Genomic DNA, 22,991 nt, shown 5'->3' with positions numbered 1-22,991 from the left:
ATGTGCCCGGCTTCGGGGCTCGTGTCGAGAGGCTGCCGCGCGCGGCCTGAACGGCGCCGCGACTTCGTCACTTCACCGCCACGTCGGCCCGGCATAGGCTGCGGCATGATTGAGCGTAACGACCCTGCCCGGAGAGCGTCCATGGACCGCAGCGCCGCCCCGTCCGCGAACCGCGACGCCACCGCCGCCAAGACGGTTTCGCGCCGGCAGGTTTTGGCGGGCGCGGGCGCCGTCCTGGCCGCATCGGCGGCGGTTGGCCCCGCCCTGGCGCAGGCCGCGCGCGTCCGCCTGCGGCTGCTGGAAACCACGGACCTGCACGTCAACGTGCTGCCCTACGACTACTACCGCGACAAGCCGGACGACACGGTGGGGCTCGCCAAGACGGCGGCGCTGATCAAGGCCGCGAGGGCGGAAGTTAAGAACGCCGTTCTGTTCGATAACGGCGACCTGATCCAGGGCAGCCCGATGGGCGACTACATGGCCTACCGCAAGGGCATGAAGGCCGGCGACGTGCACCCGATGGTGGCCGCCATGAACGGCCTCGACTACGCGTGCGGAACGGTCGGGAACCACGAGTTCAACTACGGGCTCAGCTTCCTCGGATTTTCGCTGGCGGGCGCGACCTTCCCGGTCGTCTGCGCGAACCTCAACAAGGCCGACGGCTCGCCGCTGCTGAAGCCCACGCTGGTGATCGACAAGGAAGTCGAGGACGAAACAGGGGCCAAGCAGCGCCTGCGCATCGGTGTAATCGGCTTCGTCCCGCCGCAGATCATGCAATGGGACCAGGCGCATCTCGTCGGCAAGGTACAGACGACCGACATCGTGGACGCGGCGCGCCGCTATGTGCCCGAACTGCGCAAGCAGTGCGACGTACTTGTCGCGCTCTGCCATTCGGGCATCGAGGGCGGGGAGCGCAAGGGCGGCGAGGAGAACGCGGCGCTGCACCTCTCGGCCGTTCCGGGGATCGACGTGATCTTCACCGGGCACCAGCACAAGGTTTTCCCCGGCGGCAAGGACTTCGCCGGCATCCCGGGCGTAGATGTCGAGAAGGGAACGCTGAACGGCGTGCCGGCCGTGATGGCGGGCTTCTGGGGCAGCCATCTCGGGATCGTGGATTTCGATCTCGACAAGACCGCGACGGGCTGGCGCGTCTCAGGCTTCCGGACGGAGGCGCGCCCGATCTACGAGCGCAAGGACCGCCAGATCGTCGCCAAGGTCGAGGCTGAGGCCGCCGTTGCGGCGAGCGTAAAGGCCGAGCACGACGCGACGCTGGCCTATGTGCGCCAGCCTGTCGGCGAGGTGAAGAACCCCATCAACTCCTTCTTCGCGCTGGTGGCGGACGACCCTTCCGTGCAGGTCGTCTCGCAGGCGCAGCTTTGGTATATCGGGCAGATCGCCGCCACGATGCCGGCCCTCAAGGGGCTGCCGATCCTGTCGGCCGCGGCGCCGTTCAAATGCGGCGGGCGCGGCGGGCCGGACTACTACACGGACGTGAAGGCCGGCCCGATCGCCATCAAGGACGTGGCCGACATCTACCTCTATCCCAATACCGTGCGGGCCGTGAAAGTCACGGGCGAGCAGGTGCGCGAATGGCTTGAGCGGTCGGCCGGGATGTTCAGGCAGATCGACCCGAAGGCGACAGGCGAGCAAGCGCTGATCGACGAGAGCTTCCCGACATACAACTTCGACATCATCGACGGCGTCACGTACCAGATCGACGTCACTCAGCCGTCCCGCTACGACAACGCCGGCAAGGTGGTCGCGCCGGATGCGCATCGCATCGTGGACCTGCGCTTCGGCGGCCAGCCGATCGATCCAGCCCAGCAGTTCATCGTGGCCACGAACAACTACCGCGCCGGCGGCGGAGGCAACTTCCCGGGCGCCGACGGCAAGACCGTCGTGATCGACGCGCCAGACACGAACCGCGACGTGATCGTGCGCTATATCGTCGAACAGAAGACGATCGATCCGGTGGCCGACTGCAACTGGCGCTTCGCACCCATCGCCGCGCCCGTGACGGTGACGTTCCTGACATCGCCGCGAGCCGCCAAAGCCCTGCCGAAAGGGCTGAAAGCAACCGCAATCGGCGACGCGCCGGATGGGTTCGCGAAATACAGGCTGGACCTGAGCGCCTGACGCTTCGCCCAATCAGGCGTTGCCACGCATGGCCGCTTCAGCTTCGATGACCCTACCCGCCCGGAGAGCGTCATGCCCGAAATCGCCGATCTGACCGCCGTCGAGTTGCTGCAGCACTATCGACGCAAGACGCTGTCGCCGGTGGAGGTCGCGCGCGACGCGCTGGCTCGCAAGGCAAAGCACGAGCCGGCCATCAACGCGTTCTGCGGTGGCGACGAGGAAACCACGCTCGCGATGGCGCGGGCCTCCGAAACGCGGTGGAGCCGAGGTGAGCCGTGCGGCCCCGTGGACGGCGTGCCGACCACCGTCAAGGACAACATTGCGGTCAAGGGCTGGACCAACTTCAAGGGTTCGGCCGTGACCTCGAAGGCGCCGGCGGACGAGGACGCGCCCGCGGTGGCGCGCCTGCGCGAAGCCGGGGCCGTGTTCATCGGCAAGACCTGCATGCCGGAGTTCGGCTGGAAGGGGTTGGGCGACTCTCCGCTGACCGGGATCACCCGCAATCCCTGGAAGCTCGACCGCACGCCCGGCGGATCGTCCTCCGGCGCGGCGGCCTGCGCGGCGCTGAACATCGGCTGCATCCATATCGGCACGGATGGGGCCGGCTCGATCCGGATACCCGCCGCCTTCACGGGCGTTTTCGGGATCAAGGCGAGCTATGGCCGGGTGCCGGCGCATCCGATCTCCGTAATGGGATTTCTGGCCCATGTCGGGCCGCTGACCCGGACTGTGGAGGACGCCGCGCTGGCGCTGGGCGTGATCGGCCGGCCGGACAAACGCGACATGACCGCCATGACGGCGCCGCCGCCCGACTACCGCATCGGCCTCGCCGACGGAGTGCGCGGCTTGCGCATTGGCTGGTCGCCGCGCCTGGGTTACGTGCGGGAGCTGGACGCGGAGGTCGAGGAGAGCGCGGCCAAGGCGGCGCTTCGTTTCGCCGAGTTGGGCGCGACCGTGGAGGCTTCCGATCCCGGCTTTCAGGATCCGCTCGACACGCTCACGACCTTATGGTCGGCCGGCGCGGCTCTGGCGCTCGAACCCTTCACGGGCGAGCAGCGCACGCTGATCGACCCCGGGCTTGTCGAGGCGGCCGAGTTCGGCGCGCGCATCTCCGGCGCACAGTATGCGGACGCTTTTCTGTACCAGCGCAACGCGCTCGCGGGCACGATGGCGAATTACCACGAACGTTTCGATCTTCTCCTCACGCCAACTTTGGCCACTAGCGCTTTCGAAGCCGGGCGGCTCACCCCGCCGGATGGGCGTTTCGGAACGGATTGGACGCGCTGGACGCCCTACACATACCCCTTCAACATCACGCAGCAGCCGGCCGCTACCGTGCCCTGCGGCTTTACGGCCGACGGTTTGCCGATCGGCCTGCAGATCGTCGGCCCTTACGGCGCGGATGCGCTCGTGCTGCGCGCGGCTCGCGCTTTCGAGGCGGCGTTCGGGTGGGAAAAGCTGAGCGAGGCGCGTGTCGGCTAGCGCGGAAGGGGACCGGCAACGACTGCAGATCCAGATCAACGGATGGCGAAATCAGTAAACCTGCGGCAATTCGGCCCATTTTGAGGCGGACCCAACGTCAAATGCCCGCGTTGGTGGGCATATGAACCCCGTTTTGGAGTTACGCCTGTGAAAGCCATCAACATGATCGCCATGATCCTCCTGATCGTCGGAGGATTGAACTGGGGCCTCGTGGGCCTGTTCAACTTTGATCTGGTTGCGGCGCTGTTTGGCGCCGGCTCCGGCCTGTCGCGGATTGTTTACACGCTGGTCGGCGCTGCCGCCCTGTGGGGCATCTACATGCTGGCCCCTCTTGCGCGTGGCAGCGACGCGCATGTGACCGGCCACGCAGCCCGCATGTAACGGCATCTGATCGGGCGCGTCTTTGGCGCGCCCGGATCTACGCCACGATATCCGACAGGATCGCCGGCAAACCGCCGAGGTCCTTGATGCTTCGGAAACGCGCATTCGCCTCCGGCGGGTGCGCGTTCTCGTATTCCCAGGTGAGATCGTGCGGGACGTGGACTGCCCAGGCCCCGGCGTCGAGGGCCGGCAGGATGTCCGACTTGACCGAGTTGCCAACCATCATGCTTTGCGTCGGTCCGTCGCCATGGCGGGTGAAAATACGCGTGTAGGTCTCGACGGTCTTGTCGCTCACGATCTCGACCGCGTCGAACAACTCGCCCAGCCCGGAGGCCGCGAGTTTGCGCTCCTGATCGAAAAGATCGCCCTTGGTGATCAGAACGAGGCGAAACCGCCCGGCGAGCGCTTCCAGCGTTTCGCGCGCATGCGGCAGGGTGTCCACCGGATGGGCCAGCATGTCCCGCCCGACAGCAAGGATCTGCGCGATGACGCCGGCGGGCACGCGCTCGCGCGTGATCTCGATCGCGGTTTCGATCATCGACAGCGTGAAGCCCTTGATGCCGAAGCCGTAGATTCGAAGGTTGCGCTTCTCGGCCTCGAGCAGGCGCGCCTTGATGTCGCCGGGCTCGGCGTGTTCGGCCAGCAAAGCCGCGAACCGGTCCTCGGTGAGCCGGTAGAAGCGCTCGTTGTGCCAGAGGGTGTCGTCGGCGTCGAAGCCGATCGTGGTCAAGCGAGAAGTCGTCTGCATCGCGGGATCCTTTGCGATGAGGCTAGCCGCCCCGGATCCACCGCGCCACTGGTTCGGGATAGGGGCGCTTTCAGCCGCTTAGAGCCCAGCCGGCTCCGGCGTGATGGCGGCCGTCCGTTCGCTCAGTATGGCGTCGAGGTGGAGTGATGCTGCGACCAGCTCACGCGTGTAGGGATGCTCCGGCGCGCCGAGAACCTTGAGGGTCGGGCCCGCTTCCACGACTTTGCCGGCCCGCATCACCAGGACGCGGTCGGTGATGGCCCGCACTACCGCAAGGTCGTGCGAGATGAAGAGGTAGGTCAGCCCGAGCCGGTTTTGGAGATCGGTGAGCAGCTTCAGCACCTGCGCACGCACCGAAACATCGAGCGCCGACACGGGCTCGTCGAGCACGATCAGATCCGGCCGTGTGATCAGCGCCCGCGCGATGGCGAGCCTCTGGCGTTGACCACCTGAGAATTCGTGCGGGTATTTGTCGGCGTCGGCGGGAGCAAGGCCGACTTCTGCCAGCGCCTCGTCCACGCGACGCCGCGCGCTTTGCGGATCGCATTCGCGGCCGAGGAGGCGGAGCGGTTCGCCGACGATGCGGCCGGCTTTGTGGCGGGGATCGAAGGACCCGTAAGGGTCCTGGAAGACCATCTGCACCCGGCGCCGGAATGCGGCCATCTCAGCCCCGCGGAGCCTCGTCGTGTCCTGGCCATCGAACGCGATCGAGCCGCCCTGCACGGCTTCGAGCGCCAGGATGGCGCGGGCGGTGGTGGATTTGCCGCATCCCGACTCGCCAACGAGGCCGACGCTCTCGCCTCTTCCGACCGTGAAGCTGACATCGTTGACGGCCAGCCGGCGTGGAGCCGAGCCAAACAGACTGCGCCGTGGCAGCGCATAGGCCCGAACCAGGTTTCTGATCTCCAGAATTGGATGCGATGTCGACCCAGCGGTCGACGTCGCCCGTGGCGGCAGGTTCGACGCGTTCAGCAAGGCTTGCGCATAGGGGTGCTTCAGCGGCCCCGACAGGCTGCCTCCCCTGCCCTGCTCGACGATCTCGCCGGCTCGCATGATCGCGACCCGGTCCGCCATGGCGTTCACGACCGAGAGATCATGCGTGATCAACAGGAGGCTCGACCCGTTTTCGCGAATGAGCTCCCGCAGCAGCTTGAGAATCTGCGCCTGCGTGGTGACGTCGAGCGCCGTGGTCGGCTCATCCGCGATCAGGAGCGGCGGGGCCAGCGCGACCGCCATCGCGATCACGACGCGCTGGCGCTGGCCGCCGGACAGTTCGTGCGGGTAGCGTCCCGTCGAAATTTCGGATGCGGGCAGGCCGACACGCTCCAGGACGGCCTGAGCGCGGCGCGCGGCCTCGGGCCGTGACAGCCGAAGATGCAGGACGAAGCCCTCGGCGACCTGATCGCCGATCGACTTGAGCGGGTTCAGGGCCGTCATGGGCTCCTGGAAGACCATGCCGATCCGGCGGCCCCGTAGCCTGCACATGTCGGGTTCGGAAACGGCGGCGAGGTCCTGCCCGTCGAACCGGATCGAGCCGGTCGTCCGGGAGCCTCGCGGCAGGAGGCGCATGACGCTGAGCGCGGTCATGGATTTACCAGAGCCCGACTCGCCGACGAGGCCGAGCGTCTCGCCGGGCTCGATCGCCAGCGAGACGTCTTTCAGGATGAGCGCGCCGTTGATCGAGAGGCTGAGGCCCTGGATGTCGAGCAGCGCCACCTCAGCGTTCCCGGGCGAGGCGCGGATCGAAAATGTCCCGCAGGCCATCGCCCAGCAGGTTCAGGCCGAGCACGGTCACGATGATGGCGAAGCCGGGGATCAGCGCGAGCCGCGGCGCCAGCCCCATCAGGGTCTGAGCCTCGTTGAGCATGCGGCCCCAGCTCGGCGCGGGCGGCTGGACGCCAAGGCCGACATAAGACAGCGCCGCTTCGGCCAGGATGCCCAGCGAGAGCTGGATGGTGGCCTGCACGATCACGAGGCTGACCATGTTGGGCAAGATGTGCTCGACGGTGATGCGCGCCGGGCCTTTGCCGGCGACGCGCGCCGCAAGCACGAAATCCCGCGTCCAGAGCGGCAGAGCGGCCCCGTAGGCCACGCGGGCGAAAACCGGGATGTTGAACACGCCGATCGCCACCACGGCGTTGGTCGCGCCCGGCCCGAAGACCTCGCGCAGCATGATGGCGATGAGGAGCGCCGGAAAGGCGAACACGAAGTCGCTGGCGCGCATGATCGCCTGGTCGGCGAACCCGCGCTGCTGGGCGGCCAGGAGGCCGAGCGGCACGCCGACGCCAGCGCCAAGGCCCACCGCGAAGACCGACACCGCGATGGAGGTCACGGCGCCCCGCATGATCATCGACAGCACGTCGCGGCCGAACTGGTCGGTCCCGAACCAGTGCGTCGCAGAAGGAGGCTGGAATTTCGCCGGGATGTCGATCGCTGTCGGGTCCCATGGCGTCCAGAGAAGCGATACGGCCGCGACCGCCATGACGAGAGCGGTGAGGATCGCGCCGGCGAGGAAGCTCGGATGGCGCAGCGCGCGGGACGGCCAACCGTCGGCCGTGGTCGAGGCGCCCACCGCGACGCTCACGCGCGCCTCCGCAAGCGCGGGTCGACGGCCGCATAGGCGACATCAACAAGGAAGTTGACCACGATGACGCTGGCGACCAGCAGCATGACGACGCTTTTCACCACGATCAAGTCGCGTTGGTTGATGGCCTGGAACACGAGGCGGCCGAGGCCCGGAAGGTAGAACACGTTCTCGATGATGATTGTCCCGGCGAGCAGAAACGAGAACTGCAGCCCCATGATGGTGAGCACCGGGATCATGGCGTTGCGCAGCGCGTGGCGACGGAGCGCTTGGCCGGCGCTCAAGCCCTTGGCGCGGGCCGTGCGGACGTAATCGTCGCCCAGGGTGTCCAGCAAGGACGAGCGCATGACGCGGGCGAGGATGGAGGCCTGCGGCAGCGCGAGCGCCACGGCGGGAAGGATCAGCGCCCGCAGCGCCGGCCACGGCCCGGCGCTCCAGCCGGGGAAGCCGCCGGCCGGCAGCCATCGCAGCGTGATGGCGAACAACAGCGCCAGCAGCATCGCGAGCCAGAAGTTGGGCGCGGCGATGCCGATCTGGGTGGCCGCCATGACGCCTACATCGACGGCGCTGTTGCGCCTCGCGGCCGCCCAGGCCCCGAGCGGGATGGCGATCAGCGTCGTCAGCGCCAAGGCGAAAACGGCCAATGGCAGGCTGACCGCGAGGCGGTCGCGAACGAGCTCGGCCACGGGCGTCGCGTAGGTGTAGCTGACGCCGAGGTCGCCCGTGACGAGGCCGGCGACCCAATGCAGATAGCGTTCAGGCGCGGGTTGGTTCAGGCCCAGCTTGTCGCGCAACGCCGCCAGGGTGTCCGGGCGCGCCTCCGTGCCGAGCATCACCTGCGCGGGGTCGCCCGGCAGCACCTCCAGCACGGTGAACACCACGACGGTCGCGACCGCCAGGGTGACCAGAAGAGCGATGATGCGGCGAAGCGCGAAGCTCAGCATGGTGGGCGAGCCTTGAGCTCCCGGCTCACCCTTTCCAGCTCACTCCGGTGAGGTCGTTGGCCGGGATGGGCGCGTTTTCCCAAAGCCCTTGCAGGTCCGCGTTCCAGACCCCGGTCTTGGGCAGCATGAACAGGAACACGTTCACGGCGTCTTCGGCGATCTGCTCCTGCGCCTTGCGGTAGAGCGCAAGGCGCTTCTCCTGGTCCACGGTGGCGGCCAGTTCGGCGTAGATAGCCCGGTAGGCGGGGCTCTTGTAGTCGAAGTAGTAATCGTCCCTGGCGTAGATATCGAGGTCGAGCGGCTCGACATGCGAGATGATCGTCATGTCGAAGTTCTTGCCCTTGAAGACATCCGAGAGCCACTGGGCCCACTCCATCGGAACGATCTCGACGTCGAGACCAACCGCCTTGAGCTGGGCGGCGATGATCTGGCCGCTGCGCCGGGCGTAATCCGGCGGCGGAAGAACGAGGCGAAGCTTCGTGCCCTCGGCGACGCCCGCCTCCTTGAGCAGCGCCTTCGCCTTGGCGACGTCGTGCGGGTATTTGCCGGTGAGGTCGACATAGCCCGCGTTCTGCGGCGCGAAGTGCGAGCCGATGGGCTTCGCCAGCCCGAACATGGCGCCGTCGATCACCAGCTTGCGATCCACCGCATGCGACACAGCGCGGCGAACGCGCACGTCGTCGAAGGGCTTGCGGCCATTGTTCAGCGCGACGATGGTTTCGCCCTCGGTGGACCCGACTACGACCTTGAAGCGCGGGTCGGCGCGGAACTGGTCCAAAGTCTCGGGCGCGGGGTAAAGCGGATAGGCGTCGATGTCCCCGGCCATCAGGGCCGCAAAGGACGCGGAGGCGTCGCCGATGACCTTGAAGACGGCCTTTTCGATCTTGATCGGCGTGCCCCAGTAGCGGTCGGCCTTGCCCAGTTCGACGCTGGAGCCCTTGGCCCAGTTCACGAACTTCATCGGGCCGGTGCCGATCGGCTTCGTCTTGGCGTCCGCCGCGGACGTCGGCGACAGCATCACCGATGCGGGCCACCCCAAGCCGAACAGAAAGTTGCCGGTCGGCTGCTTCAGGGTCACTTTCAGCGTCACCGGATCGACGGCCTCGACCGTTTCGATCGGCGCGAAGACGCCCTTTTGCGGATTGACGCTGTCGGGCGCGCGGGCGCGGTCCAGGTTGAACTTGGCCACTGTTGCGTCGAACGGCGCGCCGTCATGGAAGGTCACCCCGGCGCGCAGCTTGAAAGTATAGGTCTTGCCGTCTTCCGAGATCGTCCAGCTCTCGGCCAATGCAGGCTTCGTCGCGCCGGTGCGGTCGACGCGGGTCAGGCCCTCGAAGACGTTGGCGTAGACGATTTCGCCGATGGCGGCCGCCGCGCCCGCGGTCGGGTCGAGGTGAGGCGGTTCGAGGCGAACGCCGATGATCACGTCCTTGCGGGCTGCGGCGAGAACCGGGCCGGTCAGGCCAGCGAGAACTCCCGCCGCCAAAAAGGTCGCGAGCGAGCCGCCGAGGAAAAGCCTGCGGTCCAAAATCATCGAAATCCCCTCTCGTGCAGGCTCGGCGCGCTTTGCATCGCGCAAGCCCGTTGGGGCGCATGCTAGTCCGATCCACGCTCCGGCGTCGAGGCCGACGAACGAGGCTGGCGCCCCCGAGAATCGCGGAGCGCCTACGCCCCCGAAGCCGTTGCTCCGTCGAAGGCATCCTCATACCGTGCGCTTCAAACGAAACCTTTGCCTGGAGCTTCGATGTCCCTTTCGCTGTTCGACCTCACCGGCCGCATCGCCCTCGTAACGGGCTCCAGCCAGGGAATCGGCTACGCGCTTGCGGCCGGCCTCGGCCGCGCCGGGGCGCGGGTGGTTCTCAACGGCCGGGATGCGGCGAAACTCGCGCAAGCGGTCGAAAGCCTCTCCAACGAGGGACTGAACGCGTCCGCAAGCGTGTTCGACGTTACCGATCCGAACGCGATCGAGGCCGCGGTGGCGCGCGTCGAGGCCGAGATCGGACCCATCGACATTCTGATCAACAACGCCGGCAAACAGCACCGGGCGCCGGCCGAAGACTTTCCGGACGAGGCCTGGCGGGACATTTTCCGCACCAACGTGGACAGCGCGTTCTTTGCCTCGCGGTCGGTCGGCCGGCGCATGATCGAGCGCCGCAGCGGCAAGATCATCAATATCGGATCCGTGCAGAGCGAGCTCGGCCGCCCCACCATCGTGCCCTACACGGCGACAAAGGGCGCGGTGAAGCTGATGACGCGCGGCCTCGCGGCCGAATGGGCCAAGCACAACATCCAGGTGAACGCGATCGGGCCGGGCTATTTCGACACGCCGCTGAACGCCGCGCTGGTCAACAATCCCGAGTTCAGCGCGTGGCTGTGCGGGCGCACCCCCGCCGGGCGCTGGGGCAAGCTCGACGAGTTGGTGGGCGCAGCAATTTTCCTCGCCTCGTCGGCTTCGGACTTCGTGAACGGGCACATGCTGATGGTCGACGGAGGGCTGACAGCCTCGGTGTGAGATCACAAAGCAAAACAAATTCAGGGAGGGCAAAACGATGACCAAAGAGATCCTCGACCCGGCTTACGAAGTACTGGATCCGCGGGCCAAGGGCCTGTTCAACAAGACCGCGAAGCTCGAGCGCCTCTACGAAGGCTGCCGCTGGGCGGAGGGGCCGGCCTATTTTCCGGCCGGGCGCTACCTGATCTGGTCCGACATCCCGAACAACAGGATCATGCGCTACGACGAGACCGACGGAAGCGTCTCGGTGTTTCGCGAGCCGTCCAACAACACCAACGGCCACACGGTTGACCGCGAGGGACGGCTGGTCTCCTGCGAGCATCTCGGACGTCGCGTATCGCGCACCGAGCATGACGGCAGCATCACGGTTCTGGCGGATCGCTGGAACGGCAAGCGCCTCAATTCGCCCAACGACGTCGTGGTGAAATCCGACGGGTCGATCTGGTTTACCGACCCGGCCTACGGCATCGACTGGGACTACGAGGGCGCGCGGGCCGAAAGCGAAATCGGCGCGTGCAACGTCTACCGCATCGACCCGGCGAGCGGCGCCGTGGACCTCGTGGCGGACGACTTCAAGCGGCCGAACGGGTTAGCCTTTTCGCCTGACGAGAGCAAGCTCTACATCGCCGACACGGGGGCCAGCCATTTCGAGAACGGGCCGCGGCACATCCGGGCATTCAACGTCGAGGGCGGCCGGACGCTGAAGGGCGGCGACATTTTCGCGACCTGCACGAACGGCATGTTCGACGGCTTTCGCTGCGACGAGGACGGCCGGATCTGGACCTCGGCGGCCGATGGCGTCCATGTCTATGACCCGGACGGCACGATGATCGCCAAGGTGCACGTGCCCGAGATCGTCGCCAACGTCTGCTTCGGCGCGCTCCGGCGCAACCGGCTCTACATCTGCGGCACGACCTCGCTTTACGCCTATTACGTGCTGGTGCGCGGGGCGAAGACGTTCTGAGGGTGGGCTGAGCCGCCGCTCAGTCCAGCATCTCGAGGGCCTTGGTGAAGAAGTCCGGCGCGCCGAAATTGCCGGACTTCAAGGCCAGGGCCATGCTGGCGCCGTCCGCCGCGAGCGTCCACGGAACGCCGGGGTCGATCTCGGGGCCGATTTCCAGCATCGAGACGCCGAGCGCGCCGACGACGGCGCCGGAGGTCTCGCCGCCGGCCACGACGAGGCGTGTCACGCCGGCGGCCGCGAAGCCCTGCGCGACTTCGGCGAGCAGGCGCTCGACCAGCGCGCCGGCTGCGTCACGGCCGAGCTTGTCCTGCGCGGCTTTCACGGCCTCGGGTTCGGCGGTCGAGTAGACGAGCACGGGGCGCGCTCCCAGGCGCGGCGCCGCCCAGTCGAGAACGTGGTCGGGCGTGAGCCGGCCGTCCGCGATGGCGAGGGGATCGAGCGCAAAGGTCTCGATGCCCTTCGACACGGCGTCGGCGACCTGCCCGCGCGTGGCGGCCGAGCAGCTACCGGCCAGAACCGCGGTTTTGCCGGCCGGAGCATGGAACGGCCTCGGTGCGCCCTTGGGCTCGAGCAGGCCGGCGCGGCGGAAATTGTCCGGCAGTCCGAGCGCGATCCCGGAGCCGCCGGTCAGCAGCTTCTCGCCCGCGAAAGCCTCGCCAAGCACACGCAGGTGCGCGTCCGAGATCGCGTCGCCGATCGCAATGCAGGGCGCATCGGCCGCCAGCGACTCAAAGGCCTTCCTGGTCGCGGCCGCGCCACCCTCGATCGTGGACACCGAGACCAGGCCGACCTTCACGGACGTCTGCCGCTGCAGCACGCGGACCAGGTTAGAATCGCGCATCGGCGTGAGCGGATGGTCCTTCATCGGGCTATCGGACAGAAGCTGCGCGCCGACGAACAGGTGGCCCTGATACACCGAACGGCCATTTGCCGGGAAAGCCGGGCACGCCACGGTCCAGCGCACGCCCAACCGCCGCATGAGCGCTTCGGCGACAGGGCCGATGTTGCCGGCGTCGGTGGAGTCGAATGTCGAGCAATATTTGAACAGGATCTGCCGCGCACCGGCGCCGAGAAGCGCATCGCAGGCCGCGAGAGACCATTCCACCGCCTCGGCGGCCGGGTTGGTCCGCGACTTCATCGAGACGACCACCGCGTCGGCCTCCGGAAGGGCCTCGGCGGAGGCCGGCACTCCGACCGTCTGCACGACCCGCATGCCCTCGCGGGCCAGCATGAGGGCGACATCCGTCGCGCCCGTCAGGTCGTCAGCGATCACTCCGAGCAGCATGGCCGTTTCCTTTTGAGATTGCTTTCCGGCCACCTTGTCGCGTTCGGGCGCGCAAGGAAAGGCTTCACCAGCGGGCAGCGAACGTCTGGCGCAAGTCGTCGATATCCTGCTCGCCAAGAGGCGGCAGGCAGGCGCCGCGCGTCAGGATCACGAGCTTTGCGGTCTCCTCGGCCTCCTCCAGGGCGGCCGAGGCGGCCGAGACGCTCTCATGCCAGAAAGTCGGGCCAATCCGGGCCAGCATCACGCCCCGGCAATGCGGGACGTGTGGTGTCACGAGGTCGACGACTTCGGGTGCGCCGGGGCGATGGTATGGGATCAGCGGCACGCGCCCGGCCTTCATGACATGATAGGGCGTGAGCGGCGGCAGCATGTTGTCCGGGTCGACGCCGGGGGTCAGCGACAGCGCAACGAGATGCGTGGAATGCGTGTGGACTACGCCGCCCAGCGACGGGTCGGCCTCGTAGATGGCCCTGTGAAGCCGAATTGTTTTCGACGCGCGATCGCCAGACACCTGCTCGCCGGCGCGGTCGAGCTTCGATAGCCGGGCTGGATCCAGAAATCCCAGGCAGGCGTCCGTCGGGGTGATCAGGAAGCCATCCGGCAGGCGCGCCGAGATGTTGCCCGCCGCCCCCACGGTGTAGCCGCGCGCGTAAAGGCTGGCTCCCACGCGGCAGATTTCCTCGCGCAGGCGGCTCTCGTCCGACATCGGTTCACCAGGTCAGAAAGGTCAGTTCCGGCGACATGGTGAACTTCCACTGGCGCACCGGGCCGGCCATGACGTTGAGATAGAACAGATCAATACCGTGCGGGGCGCCCACGGGGTGATAGCCCTTCGGCACCAGCACGACGTCACCATCCGACACCGCCATCGTCTCGTCCAGCGAGCGATCGTCCGTGTAGACGCGCTGCAGCGCAAAGCCGCCGGGTTGGGCCAGCCGGTGGTAGTAGGTTTCCTCCAGATAGGTCTCGCGCGGGAAGTCGTCCTGGTCGTGCTTGTGAGGCGGATAACTGGACCAGTGGCCGCCCGGCGTGATGACCTCGACCACCAGCAGGCTTTCCGCATAGGGCGACACGTCGGGCAGGATATTGCGCACGTGCCGGACATTCGTCCCCTTGCCGCGCGTCTCGAGCCCCACGTCCTCCGGCTTGATCACCCGGGCTTGAAGCCTTCCCTCTGCGGGGGCCTTGCAGACTGCGAGTTCGCAATCCGTTTCCGCCGTCGCTAGCCAGTTGGATTGGCCCGGAACGTAGAGCGACCATGGAGCGCCCTCGAAGGGGCTGGACCGCTCCCCGATGACGCCGAAGTCCTTGCCGCCCGCCGAGACGCGCGCCTTGCCGGACAAGAGCACGAGGCAATGCTCCTCGCCGCCTGTCGGCTGCTGCGCGGCTTGCCCGGCCTTCAGGCGGAACACGTCGAAACCCACGTATCGCCAGCCGGCGCTGGCGGGGCTGATGCGATGCACCGCTCCCTCGGCGTCGGGCGCGGATGGACGGACGAGAAGGTTCGGCATGTGCTGAACTCCTTGGGTGCGCGGGCTAGCTCAACCCGGCTTCCTTGAGGGCCGCCCTCAGGTGCGCGACGCCGCGCTTGGCGTATTGCAGCGGATTGGCCTTCTCGGGGTCCTGCTCGGCCTCCACCACCACCCAGCCGGAATAGCCGGGCAGCGCCTTGAACACCGAAACATAGTCCACCATGCCGTCGCCCGGGACGGTGTAGACGCCAAGCTCGGACCCCTCGCCCAGCACGGCGTCGAGGAAGCTCCAGCCCTGCGCGCGGGCTTTCTCCATGATCGGCTTGCGAACGTCCTTGGCGTGGACATGGCTGATGCGGGCGCGATACCGGCGGGCGAGGTCGGCCGGGTCTGCGCCGCCCCAGGTTGCGTGCCCGGTGTCGAGCAGCAGGTGCGCGGCCTCGCCGGTCGACGCCATGAAGGCGTCGATGTCGGCGCCGCTCTCCACGATGGTGCCCATGTGGTGATGGTAGACGAGCCGCACGCCCTCGGTCCAGGTGCGCTCGGCCACCTGCGTGATGCGGCGGCCGAACTCGGCCCAGTCGCCCTGCCCCATCACGGGCCGCTGGGACAGCGGCTTGGAGCGGTCGCCGTGGATGGCGTTGGACGTCTCGGCGAAGACGAGCACGTTGGAGCCCATGGCCTTGAGGAGGTCGAGATGCGGCCTGAGATGGCGCATCTCCTCGTCGGCGTCGCGCTTCAGCAGTTCGGCCGAATACCAGCCGGAGATGCACGCCATGCCGAACGGCGCCAGCGCGGCCTTCAGCGCCTTCGGCTCACGGGGGAATTTGTGGCCCAGCTCCATGCCCTCGAACCCGGCCTCGCGCGCTTCGGCCAGGCAGGTTTCGAGCGGGGTCGCGCCGCCGACGTCCTGGAGGTCGTCGTTCGACCAGCCGATGGGATTGGCGCCGATGCGGATGGGCATGCATATCTCCTCGATCAATATGGCGCAGGCGCCGTGTTCAGTTGAGCGACCCGCGTCGGACCAGGGCGTCCTCGTAGCGCTGGCGCGCCTCGCGAACCTCGGCGCGGTCGGAGGTCTCCGGCACCGCGACGTCCCACCACCAGCCGCCCGCATTCGTGGAAGCGAGCGGATCGGTGTCGATCACGACGGCCGAAACGCCGGGCCGCGCACGGGCGCCCTTCAGCGCCGCCTCCAACTCGGAGAGGCTCGCGACCTTCTCGGCATGGGCGCCGAGAGCGCGGGCATGCGCGGCGAAATCGATCGACGGCAGAGTCTCATGGCGGGTGTCGCGCAGGAGATTGTTGAAGCTCTCGCCGCCGGTCGCGCGCTGCAGGCGATTGATGCAGCCAAAGCCGCGGTTGTCGAGGATCACCACCGTCATCCCGACGCCGAGCATGACCGCCGAGGCGAGCTCAGAATTCATCATGAGGTATGAGCCGTCGCCGACCATCACGGTGACGCGGCGGTCTGGGCACGCCATCGCGACGCCGAGGCCGCCGGCAATCTCGTAGCCCATGCACGAGAAGCCGTATTCCATGTGGTAGCCGCCGGGCTGGGCCGCGCGCCAGAGCTTGTGCAGCTCGCCCGGCAGGCCGCCGGCCGCGCAGACGACGATGTCGGACGCCTCGCCGGCGCGCTGCACCGCCCCGATCACCTGGGCGTCGCTCGGCAGGTCGGCGTTGGTCGGCGCGGTGTAGTTCGCCGCCGTCTCGGTCCATTTCGCCTTTTCGGCCTCGATGCGCTTGCGCCAAGCGCCCGGAGCCGTGCGCGCGCCCAGCGCCGCGTCGAGTTCGTCCAAACCGGCGCGAGCATCCGCGACGAGCGACAGGGCGCCATGCTTGGCGGCGTCAAAGGGTTGGGTGTTCAGACCTATGATGCGACGATCCGGGGCGCCGAACAGGCTCCATGAGCCCGTGGTGAAATCCTGCAGGCGCGTACCGACTGCCAGGATCACGTCAGCGTCCTGCGCGAGCGCATTGGCCGCGCCCGTGCCGGTGACGCCGACGGCGCCGAGGTTGAGTGGGTGTCCGTCCGGCAGGGTGCTCTTGCCGGCCTGGGTCTCGACCACCGGGTAACCGTGGGCCTCGCAGAAGGCCCGGAGGCGGTCCTCCGCCTCGCTGAAGAGGACGCCGCCGCCGGCGATCACGAGCGGCTTTTCAGCCTTGGCGAGGAGCGCGGCGGCTTGCTCCAGCTCGCCTGCGTCCGGCCGCGAGCGGCGGGGCGTCCAGATGCGCTCGGCGAAGAAGCTCGCGGGATAGTCGTAGGCCTCCGTCTGGGTGTCCTGGCACAGCGCCAGGGTGACGGGGCCGCAATCGGCCGGGTCGGTGAGCACCTGCATGGCGCGGGCGAAGGCCGGGATGAGCTGCTCTGGGCGGGACAGCCGGTCGAAATAGCGCGAGACGGGCCGGAAGCAGTCGTTGGCCGACACGGTGCCGTCGCCGAAATCCTCGATTTGCTGCAGCACCGGGTCGGGACGGCGGGTGGCGAACACGTCGCCGGGCAGGAGCAGGACCGGCAGGCGGTTCACATGCGCGACGGCGGCGGCCGTCACCATGTTGGTGGCGCCCGGCCCGATCGACGTGGTGCACGCCATCATGCGCCGGCGACACGACGCCTTGGCGAAGGCCACCGCAGCATGCGCCATGCCCTGCTCGTTGTGGGCGCGGAAGGTCGGCAACTGCTCGCGCATGCCGTAGAGCGCCTCGCCCATGCCGGCGACGTTGCCGTGGCCGAAGATGGCCCACATGCCGGCGAAGATCGGCAGCGTCTCGCCGCCAATTCGTGTCTTCTGGGCCGCCATGGCGCGCACGAGCGCCTGCGCCATGGTGAGGCGAATGGTCGTGCTCATATTGCGCTCCCTTGCGCGCCTGTCGCCTTGTCCCAGGCGGCCGTGAGGCGACGGAAATTGCCCGCCATGGCGTCCACCGCGCCATCGTCGTCCAGGCGCCCGGCCAGCCACGCGCGCGCAGGCTCGGCGAAGATGGTGCGCCCGATTGCGAAGCCCTTCACGGCGGGGCAATGCGCCGCCAGCGCGAAGGCCTTCGCGAGTTCGTCCTCGGGCGCGTCGAGGCCCAGCAGCAGCACGCCGCGGCAGAGCGGGTCACTGTCGTCGATCGCGGCTGCGATCGCCGCCCAGGCCGCCGCGCTGGGCTGCGCCTCGAGCTTCCACCAGTCCGGCTTGATCCCGAGCGCGTAGAGGCGGCGGACGACCGCGGCGGTACTGTCGTCGCCGACAGGGCCATGCCTGGACGCGATGATCTCGACCAGCAGTTCGCGCCCGACGCTCCGGCAGGCGTCGAACACGCGCCGCAGCTCGCGTTCCTGATCGCGCTTCAAATCGTCCGGGTCATCCGGATGGTAGAAGCACAGCACCTTGGCGGTGTGGGTGACGGGCCATTCTGCGAGCGCCGCGCCGAGCGACGTGTGGCCCTCGATCTCCAGGCGAAGCGGGCGGGAGCCGGGCTGCTCCAGCGGGCGGGCGACCCAGAAATCATGGTCGACGGCGCGAAACAGCGCTTCGCGGCCATAAGTCCCGTCGAGCAGCATGCCGAAGCCCGCGGCCCCTTGCGCCACTGCGGCGGCGGCCTTCACGGCCAGCGCCTTAAACTGCTCGATGCGCTGGCGCGGCGCCCCGGTGCGGTCGGCCATCTCCTCCAGCTGCGAACGGTGATCGATCGCGAAGGCTTTCAGGGTTCCGGCCTGGGGCCGACGCGTGGTGGACCAATGAACCTGGTTCAGCGCCTCATCCTTGCGCAGGGCGCGATGCGGCGAACCATGCTGCAGGAAATGCTGCAACTCCGGCCAGGTCGGGTATTCGGAGGAGCACATCAGGCGCGACACCGCGAAGGCTCCGCAGGCGTTGGCCCACGCGCAGGTGGTCTCCAGCGGCTGGTCGGTGAGCCAGCCCCTGAGGAAACCGCCCATGAAGCCATCGCCGGCGCCGAGCACGTTGAAGACCTCGACGGGATAGCCCGGCCCCTTGATGCCGTCCTCGATGTCGTCCGGGATCGCGTCCGGGAACACCACGCAGCCCATCGGACCGCGCTTGCAGACGATGGTGGCGGCCGAGACCCGCCGGATGGCGCGGATCGCCTCCAGCGTGTCCGTCGAACCGCCGGCGATGTGCAGCTCTTCCTCGGTGCCGACGATGAGGTCGCAACCGGGCAGGATCTCCATCAGGTGTCGCGTCACCTGGTCGGAGCCGATATAGCGCTCCTCGCCGGCGCCATGGCCGGCCAGACCCCAGAGATTGGGGCGATAATCGATGTCGAATGCGACCTTGCGACCGTGCTGGCGCGCCAGTCGCATGGCCTTGCGCTGGGCCGCGTCCGTGTTGGGCCTGGAGAAATGCGTGCCGGTGACCACGATGGCCTTTGCGGACGCTATATAGGCTTCGTCGATGTCGCTCTCGTCCAGCGCGCCGTCGGCGCAGTCCGTGCGATAGAAGATCAGCGGGAAGCTCTTGTCGTCCCGGATGCCGAGGATCACCAGCGCGGTGAGCCGGTCGGGGTCCGTGTGAACGCCCTTTGTGTCGACGCCCTCGCGTTCGAGCTGCTCGCGCAGGAACCGGCCCATATGCTCGTCGCCAACCCGCGTAATCAGGCCCGGTTTCAGGCCAAGCCGCGCAGCGCCGATCGCCATGTTGGTCGGGCTGCCGCCCACCGCCTTGACGAAATTGCCCATGTCCTCCAGCCGCCCGCCGACCTGCTGGCCGTAGAGGTCTACCGAGGAGCGGCCGATCGTGATGACGTCGAGGGTGGGTTCCGCCATGGCGCTCACGCCGGCTTGTTGGGTCGGGGCGCGCTTTCCCAGCAGCCGAGCACCGATTGGTCGAGGTCGATGTTGGAGCCGGTCATCAGGCCGGCTTCGTCGGACGCCAGGAACACGGTGGCGCGCGCCACTTCGTCGGGGTCCACGAGGCGGCCGAAGGGTTGGGTCGCAACGGCCTTCTCGAGCCAGCCATCCTGCGCGCCATGGTATTTGCGCGCGATCGCGTCTTCGCCGGGCGTGTTCATCCAGCCGATGTTCAGGCCGTTGACCCGTATCCGCCACGGCATCAGCGAGAAAGCGGCGTTCTTGGTCAGCGTCGCCAGCGCGCCCTTGGACACGCTGTAGGCGCAGATGAACGGCTGTCCGCCATGGGCCGACATGGACTGGATGTTGACGATGGCGCCCTCGATCCCGTCGCGGCGCATCAGCGTGGCGGCGCCCTGGATCAGGAAGAACGGCGCCTTGAGGTTCACGTCCATCAGGCGGTCGTAGAGCTCGGGCGACGTGTCGAAGATCGTGCCCCGGTCCGTGTCGCCGGCCGCATTCACGAGGATGTCGACACGGCCGAACGCCTCGTCGGCGGCCGGGATGATGCGGGCGACCTCGTCGTGGTTGGCGAGGTCAGCCTGCACGAACACGGCCTTGCAGCCGCTCGCCGCAAGCGAGTCGGCCACGCGCTTGCCACGCTCGGCGTTGCGCCCGGTCAGGACCACGCCGGCCGCGCCCGCAGCCGCGATGTGGCGCGCGATCGCCTCGCCAAGGCCCTGCGTGCCGCCGGTAACCACGGCGACCTTGCCGGACAGGCGGTTTGAACGGGGCGCTTCGGGCATCGCATCCTCCTTGTCCGCCGTGCGGACCAGCCAGCCTTGATCGGCTGCTTGGCGCGATGAAACGGAAATTCGAATGGCGCGTCAATTCGGAATATGTATTCTGGCGCGCGATCCACGGCTGCGGCAGACGCGGCCCACAAAGCCTCGATTCCCCAACGGAGGAACCCGGTATGCTGCGCGTAGGTCTTCTCGGCGCCGGCCGCATCGGCCGTATTCACGGCGGCAACGTGGCCGCTCATCCGAAGGCGCAGTTGGTCGCGGTGGCCGACGCCGTTCTGGAGGCGAGCCAGACCATCGCGGCCGAGACCAACGCCACCGTGGCGACGATCGACGGCATCATCGAGGACGACAAGATCGACGCCGTGCTGATCTGCACGCCGACCGACATGCATGCCGACCTGATCGAACGCGCCGCCAAGGCCGGCAAGGCCGTGTTCTGCGAAAAGCCCGTGGATCTCGCGGCCGATCGCATCCGCGCCTGCCTCAAGGTGGTCGAGGGCGCGGGCACGCCGCTGATGATCGGCTTCAACCGCCGCTTCGACCCGAACTTCGCCGCGCTGAAACGCCGCCTCGTCGAGGGCGAGGTCGGGGCGATCGAGATCGTTACCGTGATCTCGCGCGATCCCGCCCCGCCGCCGGTCGACTACGTGAAGCGCTCGGGCGGGCTCTTTCGCGACATGATGATCCACGATCTCGACATGGCGGCGTTCCTGCTCGGCGAGGATCCGGTCGAGGTCTACGCAGTAGGCTCCGCGTTGGTCGACAAGGCGATCGGCGAAGCCGGCGACGTGGACACCGCCGCCGTGATCCTGAAGACCGCTTCGGGCAAGATCGCGCAGATCTCGAATTCTCGCCGCGCCGCCTACGGCTACGACCAGCGGATCGAGGTGCATGGCTCCAAGGGCATGATCAGGGCCGGCAACGTGCACGAGACCACCGTCGAGAGCGCCACAGCGGCCGGCTTCCGGGCCGATCCGGTCCAGAACTTCTTTCTGGAGCGCTATGCGGCCGCCTATCGGCTGGAGCTCGACGCGTTTCTCACGGCTGTCGCGGACGGCAAGGCGCCCGACCCCTCGGGAGCCGACGGCCTGCGGGCGCAGATCCTGGCCGACGCCGCAACCGAATCGGCCCAGAGCGGGCGGCCCGTTCGGGTTGGGTGAGCGCTAGCCCGCCACCCTCTCCTCAAGCCTGAAGCGAACGATCCGCAGCACCTGCGCGAGCGCGGTCATGCGCTCCTCGACCAGAGCGCCGCCGATGCGGCTCTCGAAACTTGCCAGGATCTGGTGCTTGGTCGCGCCTTTCACGGCGAGGATGAAGGGGATCCCGAAGCGCGCCTTGTAGGCGTCATTCAGCGCGGTAAAGCGCGCGAATTCTTCCGGCGTCAGGGCGTCCAGCCCGGCGCCGGCCTGCTCGCGCGTGCTTTCGGCCGTCAGCTCACCGGCCAGGGCCGCCCGACCGGCGAGGTCGGGATGGGCTCGCAACAACGCGGTCTGCTCTGTTTCGCCGGCGCCCGCGATCGCGCGCTGGAAGGCGTCCACCATCGCGGCGCGGTTCGGATAAGGGCGCGCCGCGGCGGCGCGTTCGGCGACCCAGGGCGCGTGTTCGGCGATCCCGCCGAACGCTTCCGTAAAGGCTGCGACGGGTAACGCGTTGACGTCGCCGATCGATAGCGTCGCGCCGCTCATGGCTGCGCAAGCCAGGCGCCCAACCGGGCGCGTTCCTCATCGGTCATCTTGGTTTCGTTGCCGAGCGGCATGGCGCGTCCCTGCACGGCCTGCGCGTTCACCTGCGCGGCGTGCCGGCGAATGTTCGCGGGGCTGTCGAGCACGACGCCCTTGGGCGGCTCGCCGCCGCGGAACGCCTCGTGTGTCGGCTTGGCCGCGTGGCACATGGCGCAATGCGTCTGCGTGATCTTCAGCACGTCCGCATCCGTGACGCCGGCCGTGTGAGCGGCGCCACGCGGAGCGGTCCAGATGATTGCGGCCACCATCGCGACCGCGGCGGCCGGAAGCGCCCAAGCAACGCTTCTCGGCTCGTCCCCGGCGTCGACCCGGTTCAGGAAATGCCGCACGAGCCCGCCGGTGAGCACGATGAAGGCGACGACCAGCCAGGACTGCGGGTGCGAATACAAGAACGCGTAGTGGTTCGACACCATGAACAGCAGGACGGGCAGCGTCAGGTAGTTGTTGTGGAGCGATCGCTGCTTGCCGATCTTGCCGTAGCGCGGGTCGGGCGTGCGGCCTGCCAGAAGGTCGGCCGTGATGATCTTCTGGTTCGGGATGATCACCGCGAAGACGTTCGCGGCCATGATGGTCCCGACCATCGCGCCCACATGAATGAAGGCGCCGCGACCCGAAAAGACGTGCGTGAACAAGAAGGCGGCTGCGACGATCAACACGAAGACGCTGAGCGCAAGCAGCCCGGTGCGGTCGCGCAGGGGCGAGCGGCAGAGCGCGTCATACGCGAACCAGCCGGCCAAGAGCGTCAGCACCGAGATGATGACGGCCTCCGCGCCCGACATGTCCAGCACGGCCGGGTCCACCAGAAAGGCGCTGGCGTTCCAGTAGTACTGCATCACCAAGAGGCCGAAGCCGGACAGGAAGGTGAGGTAGGCCTCCCATTTGAACCAGTGAAGGTCCGGCGGCAGCGTGGCGGGCGCGACGCCATATTTCTCGACATGGTAGAAGCCGCCGCCATGCACCATCCAGGAGGTGCCGGACACGCCCTCGTTCATCCGCTCACGGGCGCGCAGGCTGAAATCGAGCCAGATGAAATGGAAGCTCGCCCCGATCCAGGCGATGCCCACCACGAGGTGGAACCACCTCAACCCAAGATTGATCCAATCGACCGCGAATGCGCCCATGACGCCGTGCCCCCGC

The 22,991-nt window shown here is 67.9% G+C and carries 20 protein-coding genes; 6 read left to right on the top strand and 14 right to left on the bottom strand.

Annotated elements, in window-relative coordinates; all coding sequences use genetic code 11:
* Positions 1 to 141 precede the first annotated feature (141 nt).
* From AC1DSZ_RS15495 to AC1DSZ_RS15485, 3 genes are all read left to right on the top strand, one after another.
* Positions 142 to 2,136 carry a bifunctional 2',3'-cyclic-nucleotide 2'-phosphodiesterase/3'-nucleotidase gene (locus AC1DSZ_RS15495; RefSeq protein ID WP_476839244.1) on the top strand — a complete coding sequence of 665 codons (1,995 nt, stop codon included), beginning with the start codon at positions 142 to 144 and terminating at the stop codon, positions 2,134 to 2,136.
* A gap of 72 nt (positions 2,137 to 2,208) precedes the next feature.
* Positions 2,209 to 3,618, top strand: coding sequence for an amidase (locus AC1DSZ_RS15490; RefSeq protein WP_476839243.1), 1,410 nt, complete (start codon positions 2,209 to 2,211; stop codon positions 3,616 to 3,618).
* 162 nt (positions 3,619 to 3,780) lie between these two features.
* Positions 3,781 to 3,999: a DUF378 domain-containing protein gene (locus AC1DSZ_RS15485; protein WP_476839242.1), complete on the top strand. Its 219-nt coding sequence runs from the start codon at positions 3,781 to 3,783 to the stop codon at positions 3,997 to 3,999.
* Positions 4,000 to 4,036: 37 nt separating this feature from the next.
* Here AC1DSZ_RS15485 and AC1DSZ_RS15480 read toward each other — a convergent pair whose 3' ends face one another.
* From AC1DSZ_RS15480 to AC1DSZ_RS15460, 5 genes are all read right to left on the bottom strand, one after another.
* Complete coding sequence (locus AC1DSZ_RS15480) at positions 4,037 to 4,747, bottom strand: HAD family hydrolase (protein WP_476839241.1); 711 nt, start codon at positions 4,745 to 4,747, stop codon at positions 4,037 to 4,039.
* A gap of 78 nt (positions 4,748 to 4,825) precedes the next feature.
* Positions 4,826 to 6,463, bottom strand: a complete 1,638-nt coding sequence (locus AC1DSZ_RS15475) for an ABC transporter ATP-binding protein (RefSeq protein ID WP_476839240.1) — start codon at positions 6,461 to 6,463, stop codon at positions 4,826 to 4,828.
* 1 nt (position 6,464) lies between these two features.
* Positions 6,465 to 7,229 (bottom strand): ABC transporter permease, encoded by a 765-nt coding sequence (locus tag AC1DSZ_RS15470; protein ID WP_476839440.1) that lies wholly within the window; start codon positions 7,227 to 7,229, stop codon positions 6,465 to 6,467.
* A gap of 98 nt (positions 7,230 to 7,327) precedes the next feature.
* On the bottom strand, positions 7,328 to 8,275 hold the full coding sequence (locus tag AC1DSZ_RS15465; protein WP_476839239.1) for an ABC transporter permease: 948 nt from the start codon (positions 8,273 to 8,275) through the stop codon (positions 7,328 to 7,330).
* A gap of 25 nt (positions 8,276 to 8,300) precedes the next feature.
* Positions 8,301 to 9,809: an ABC transporter substrate-binding protein gene (locus tag AC1DSZ_RS15460; protein ID WP_476839238.1), complete on the bottom strand. Its 1,509-nt coding sequence runs from the start codon at positions 9,807 to 9,809 to the stop codon at positions 8,301 to 8,303.
* Positions 9,810 to 10,019: 210 nt separating this feature from the next.
* Here AC1DSZ_RS15460 and AC1DSZ_RS15455 point away from each other — a divergent pair, with 210 nt between their 5' ends.
* The gene (locus tag AC1DSZ_RS15455) at positions 10,020 to 10,787 is read left to right on the top strand and encodes an SDR family oxidoreductase (RefSeq protein ID WP_476839237.1); all 768 of its coding nucleotides are present in this window, start codon (positions 10,020 to 10,022) and stop codon (positions 10,785 to 10,787) included.
* Positions 10,788 to 10,824: 37 nt separating this feature from the next.
* Positions 10,825 to 11,751: an SMP-30/gluconolactonase/LRE family protein gene (locus AC1DSZ_RS15450; RefSeq protein WP_476839236.1), complete on the top strand. Its 927-nt coding sequence runs from the start codon at positions 10,825 to 10,827 to the stop codon at positions 11,749 to 11,751.
* A 19-nt stretch (positions 11,752 to 11,770) separates the two neighbouring features.
* Here AC1DSZ_RS15450 and otnK read toward each other — a convergent pair whose 3' ends face one another.
* The 7 genes from otnK to AC1DSZ_RS15415 form a co-directional block, all read right to left on the bottom strand.
* Positions 11,771 to 13,036: a 3-oxo-tetronate kinase gene (gene otnK / locus AC1DSZ_RS15445; RefSeq protein WP_476839235.1), complete on the bottom strand. Its 1,266-nt coding sequence runs from the start codon at positions 13,034 to 13,036 to the stop codon at positions 11,771 to 11,773.
* A 64-nt stretch (positions 13,037 to 13,100) separates the two neighbouring features.
* Positions 13,101 to 13,742, bottom strand: coding sequence for a 3-oxo-tetronate 4-phosphate decarboxylase (gene otnC / locus AC1DSZ_RS15440; RefSeq protein WP_476839234.1), 642 nt, complete (start codon positions 13,740 to 13,742; stop codon positions 13,101 to 13,103).
* A gap of 4 nt (positions 13,743 to 13,746) precedes the next feature.
* The gene (gene iolB, locus AC1DSZ_RS15435) at positions 13,747 to 14,547 is read right to left on the bottom strand and encodes a 5-deoxy-glucuronate isomerase (RefSeq protein ID WP_476839233.1); all 801 of its coding nucleotides are present in this window, start codon (positions 14,545 to 14,547) and stop codon (positions 13,747 to 13,749) included.
* 25 nt (positions 14,548 to 14,572) lie between these two features.
* On the bottom strand, positions 14,573 to 15,472 hold the full coding sequence (gene iolE, locus AC1DSZ_RS15430) for a myo-inosose-2 dehydratase (RefSeq protein ID WP_476839232.1): 900 nt from the start codon (positions 15,470 to 15,472) through the stop codon (positions 14,573 to 14,575).
* Positions 15,473 to 15,509: 37 nt separating this feature from the next.
* Positions 15,510 to 17,360, bottom strand: a complete 1,851-nt coding sequence (gene iolD, locus AC1DSZ_RS15425) for a 3D-(3,5/4)-trihydroxycyclohexane-1,2-dione acylhydrolase (decyclizing) (RefSeq protein ID WP_476839231.1) — start codon at positions 17,358 to 17,360, stop codon at positions 15,510 to 15,512.
* Positions 17,357 to 19,282: a bifunctional 5-dehydro-2-deoxygluconokinase/5-dehydro-2-deoxyphosphogluconate aldolase gene (locus AC1DSZ_RS15420; RefSeq protein ID WP_476839230.1), complete on the bottom strand. Its 1,926-nt coding sequence runs from the start codon at positions 19,280 to 19,282 to the stop codon at positions 17,357 to 17,359. Before AC1DSZ_RS15420 ends, iolD begins: the two co-directional genes overlap by 4 nt.
* 5 nt (positions 19,283 to 19,287) lie before the next feature.
* Complete coding sequence (locus tag AC1DSZ_RS15415) at positions 19,288 to 20,112, bottom strand: SDR family oxidoreductase (protein ID WP_476839229.1); 825 nt, start codon at positions 20,110 to 20,112, stop codon at positions 19,288 to 19,290.
* Between the two features lie 170 nt (positions 20,113 to 20,282).
* Here AC1DSZ_RS15415 and iolG point away from each other — a divergent pair, with 170 nt between their 5' ends.
* Positions 20,283 to 21,272: an inositol 2-dehydrogenase gene (gene iolG / locus AC1DSZ_RS15410; RefSeq protein ID WP_476839228.1), complete on the top strand. Its 990-nt coding sequence runs from the start codon at positions 20,283 to 20,285 to the stop codon at positions 21,270 to 21,272.
* Positions 21,273 to 21,275: 3 nt separating this feature from the next.
* On the opposite strand, the gene uraD is transcribed toward iolG, so the two are convergent.
* Both uraD and AC1DSZ_RS15400 read right to left on the bottom strand, forming a co-directional pair.
* Positions 21,276 to 21,797 (bottom strand): 2-oxo-4-hydroxy-4-carboxy-5-ureidoimidazoline decarboxylase, encoded by a 522-nt coding sequence (gene uraD, locus AC1DSZ_RS15405; RefSeq protein WP_476839227.1) that lies wholly within the window; start codon positions 21,795 to 21,797, stop codon positions 21,276 to 21,278.
* On the bottom strand, positions 21,794 to 22,975 hold the full coding sequence (locus AC1DSZ_RS15400; protein WP_476839226.1) for a urate hydroxylase PuuD: 1,182 nt from the start codon (positions 22,973 to 22,975) through the stop codon (positions 21,794 to 21,796). The genes uraD and AC1DSZ_RS15400 overlap by 4 nt, the downstream gene beginning before the upstream one ends.
* Between the last annotated feature and the right edge of the window lie 16 nt (positions 22,976 to 22,991).

The organism is Alsobacter sp. P4_H11 (assembly GCF_056400925.1).
The sequence above is the reverse complement of the archived record's forward strand: the minus strand, read 5'-3'. Positions and strand labels throughout refer to the sequence as shown.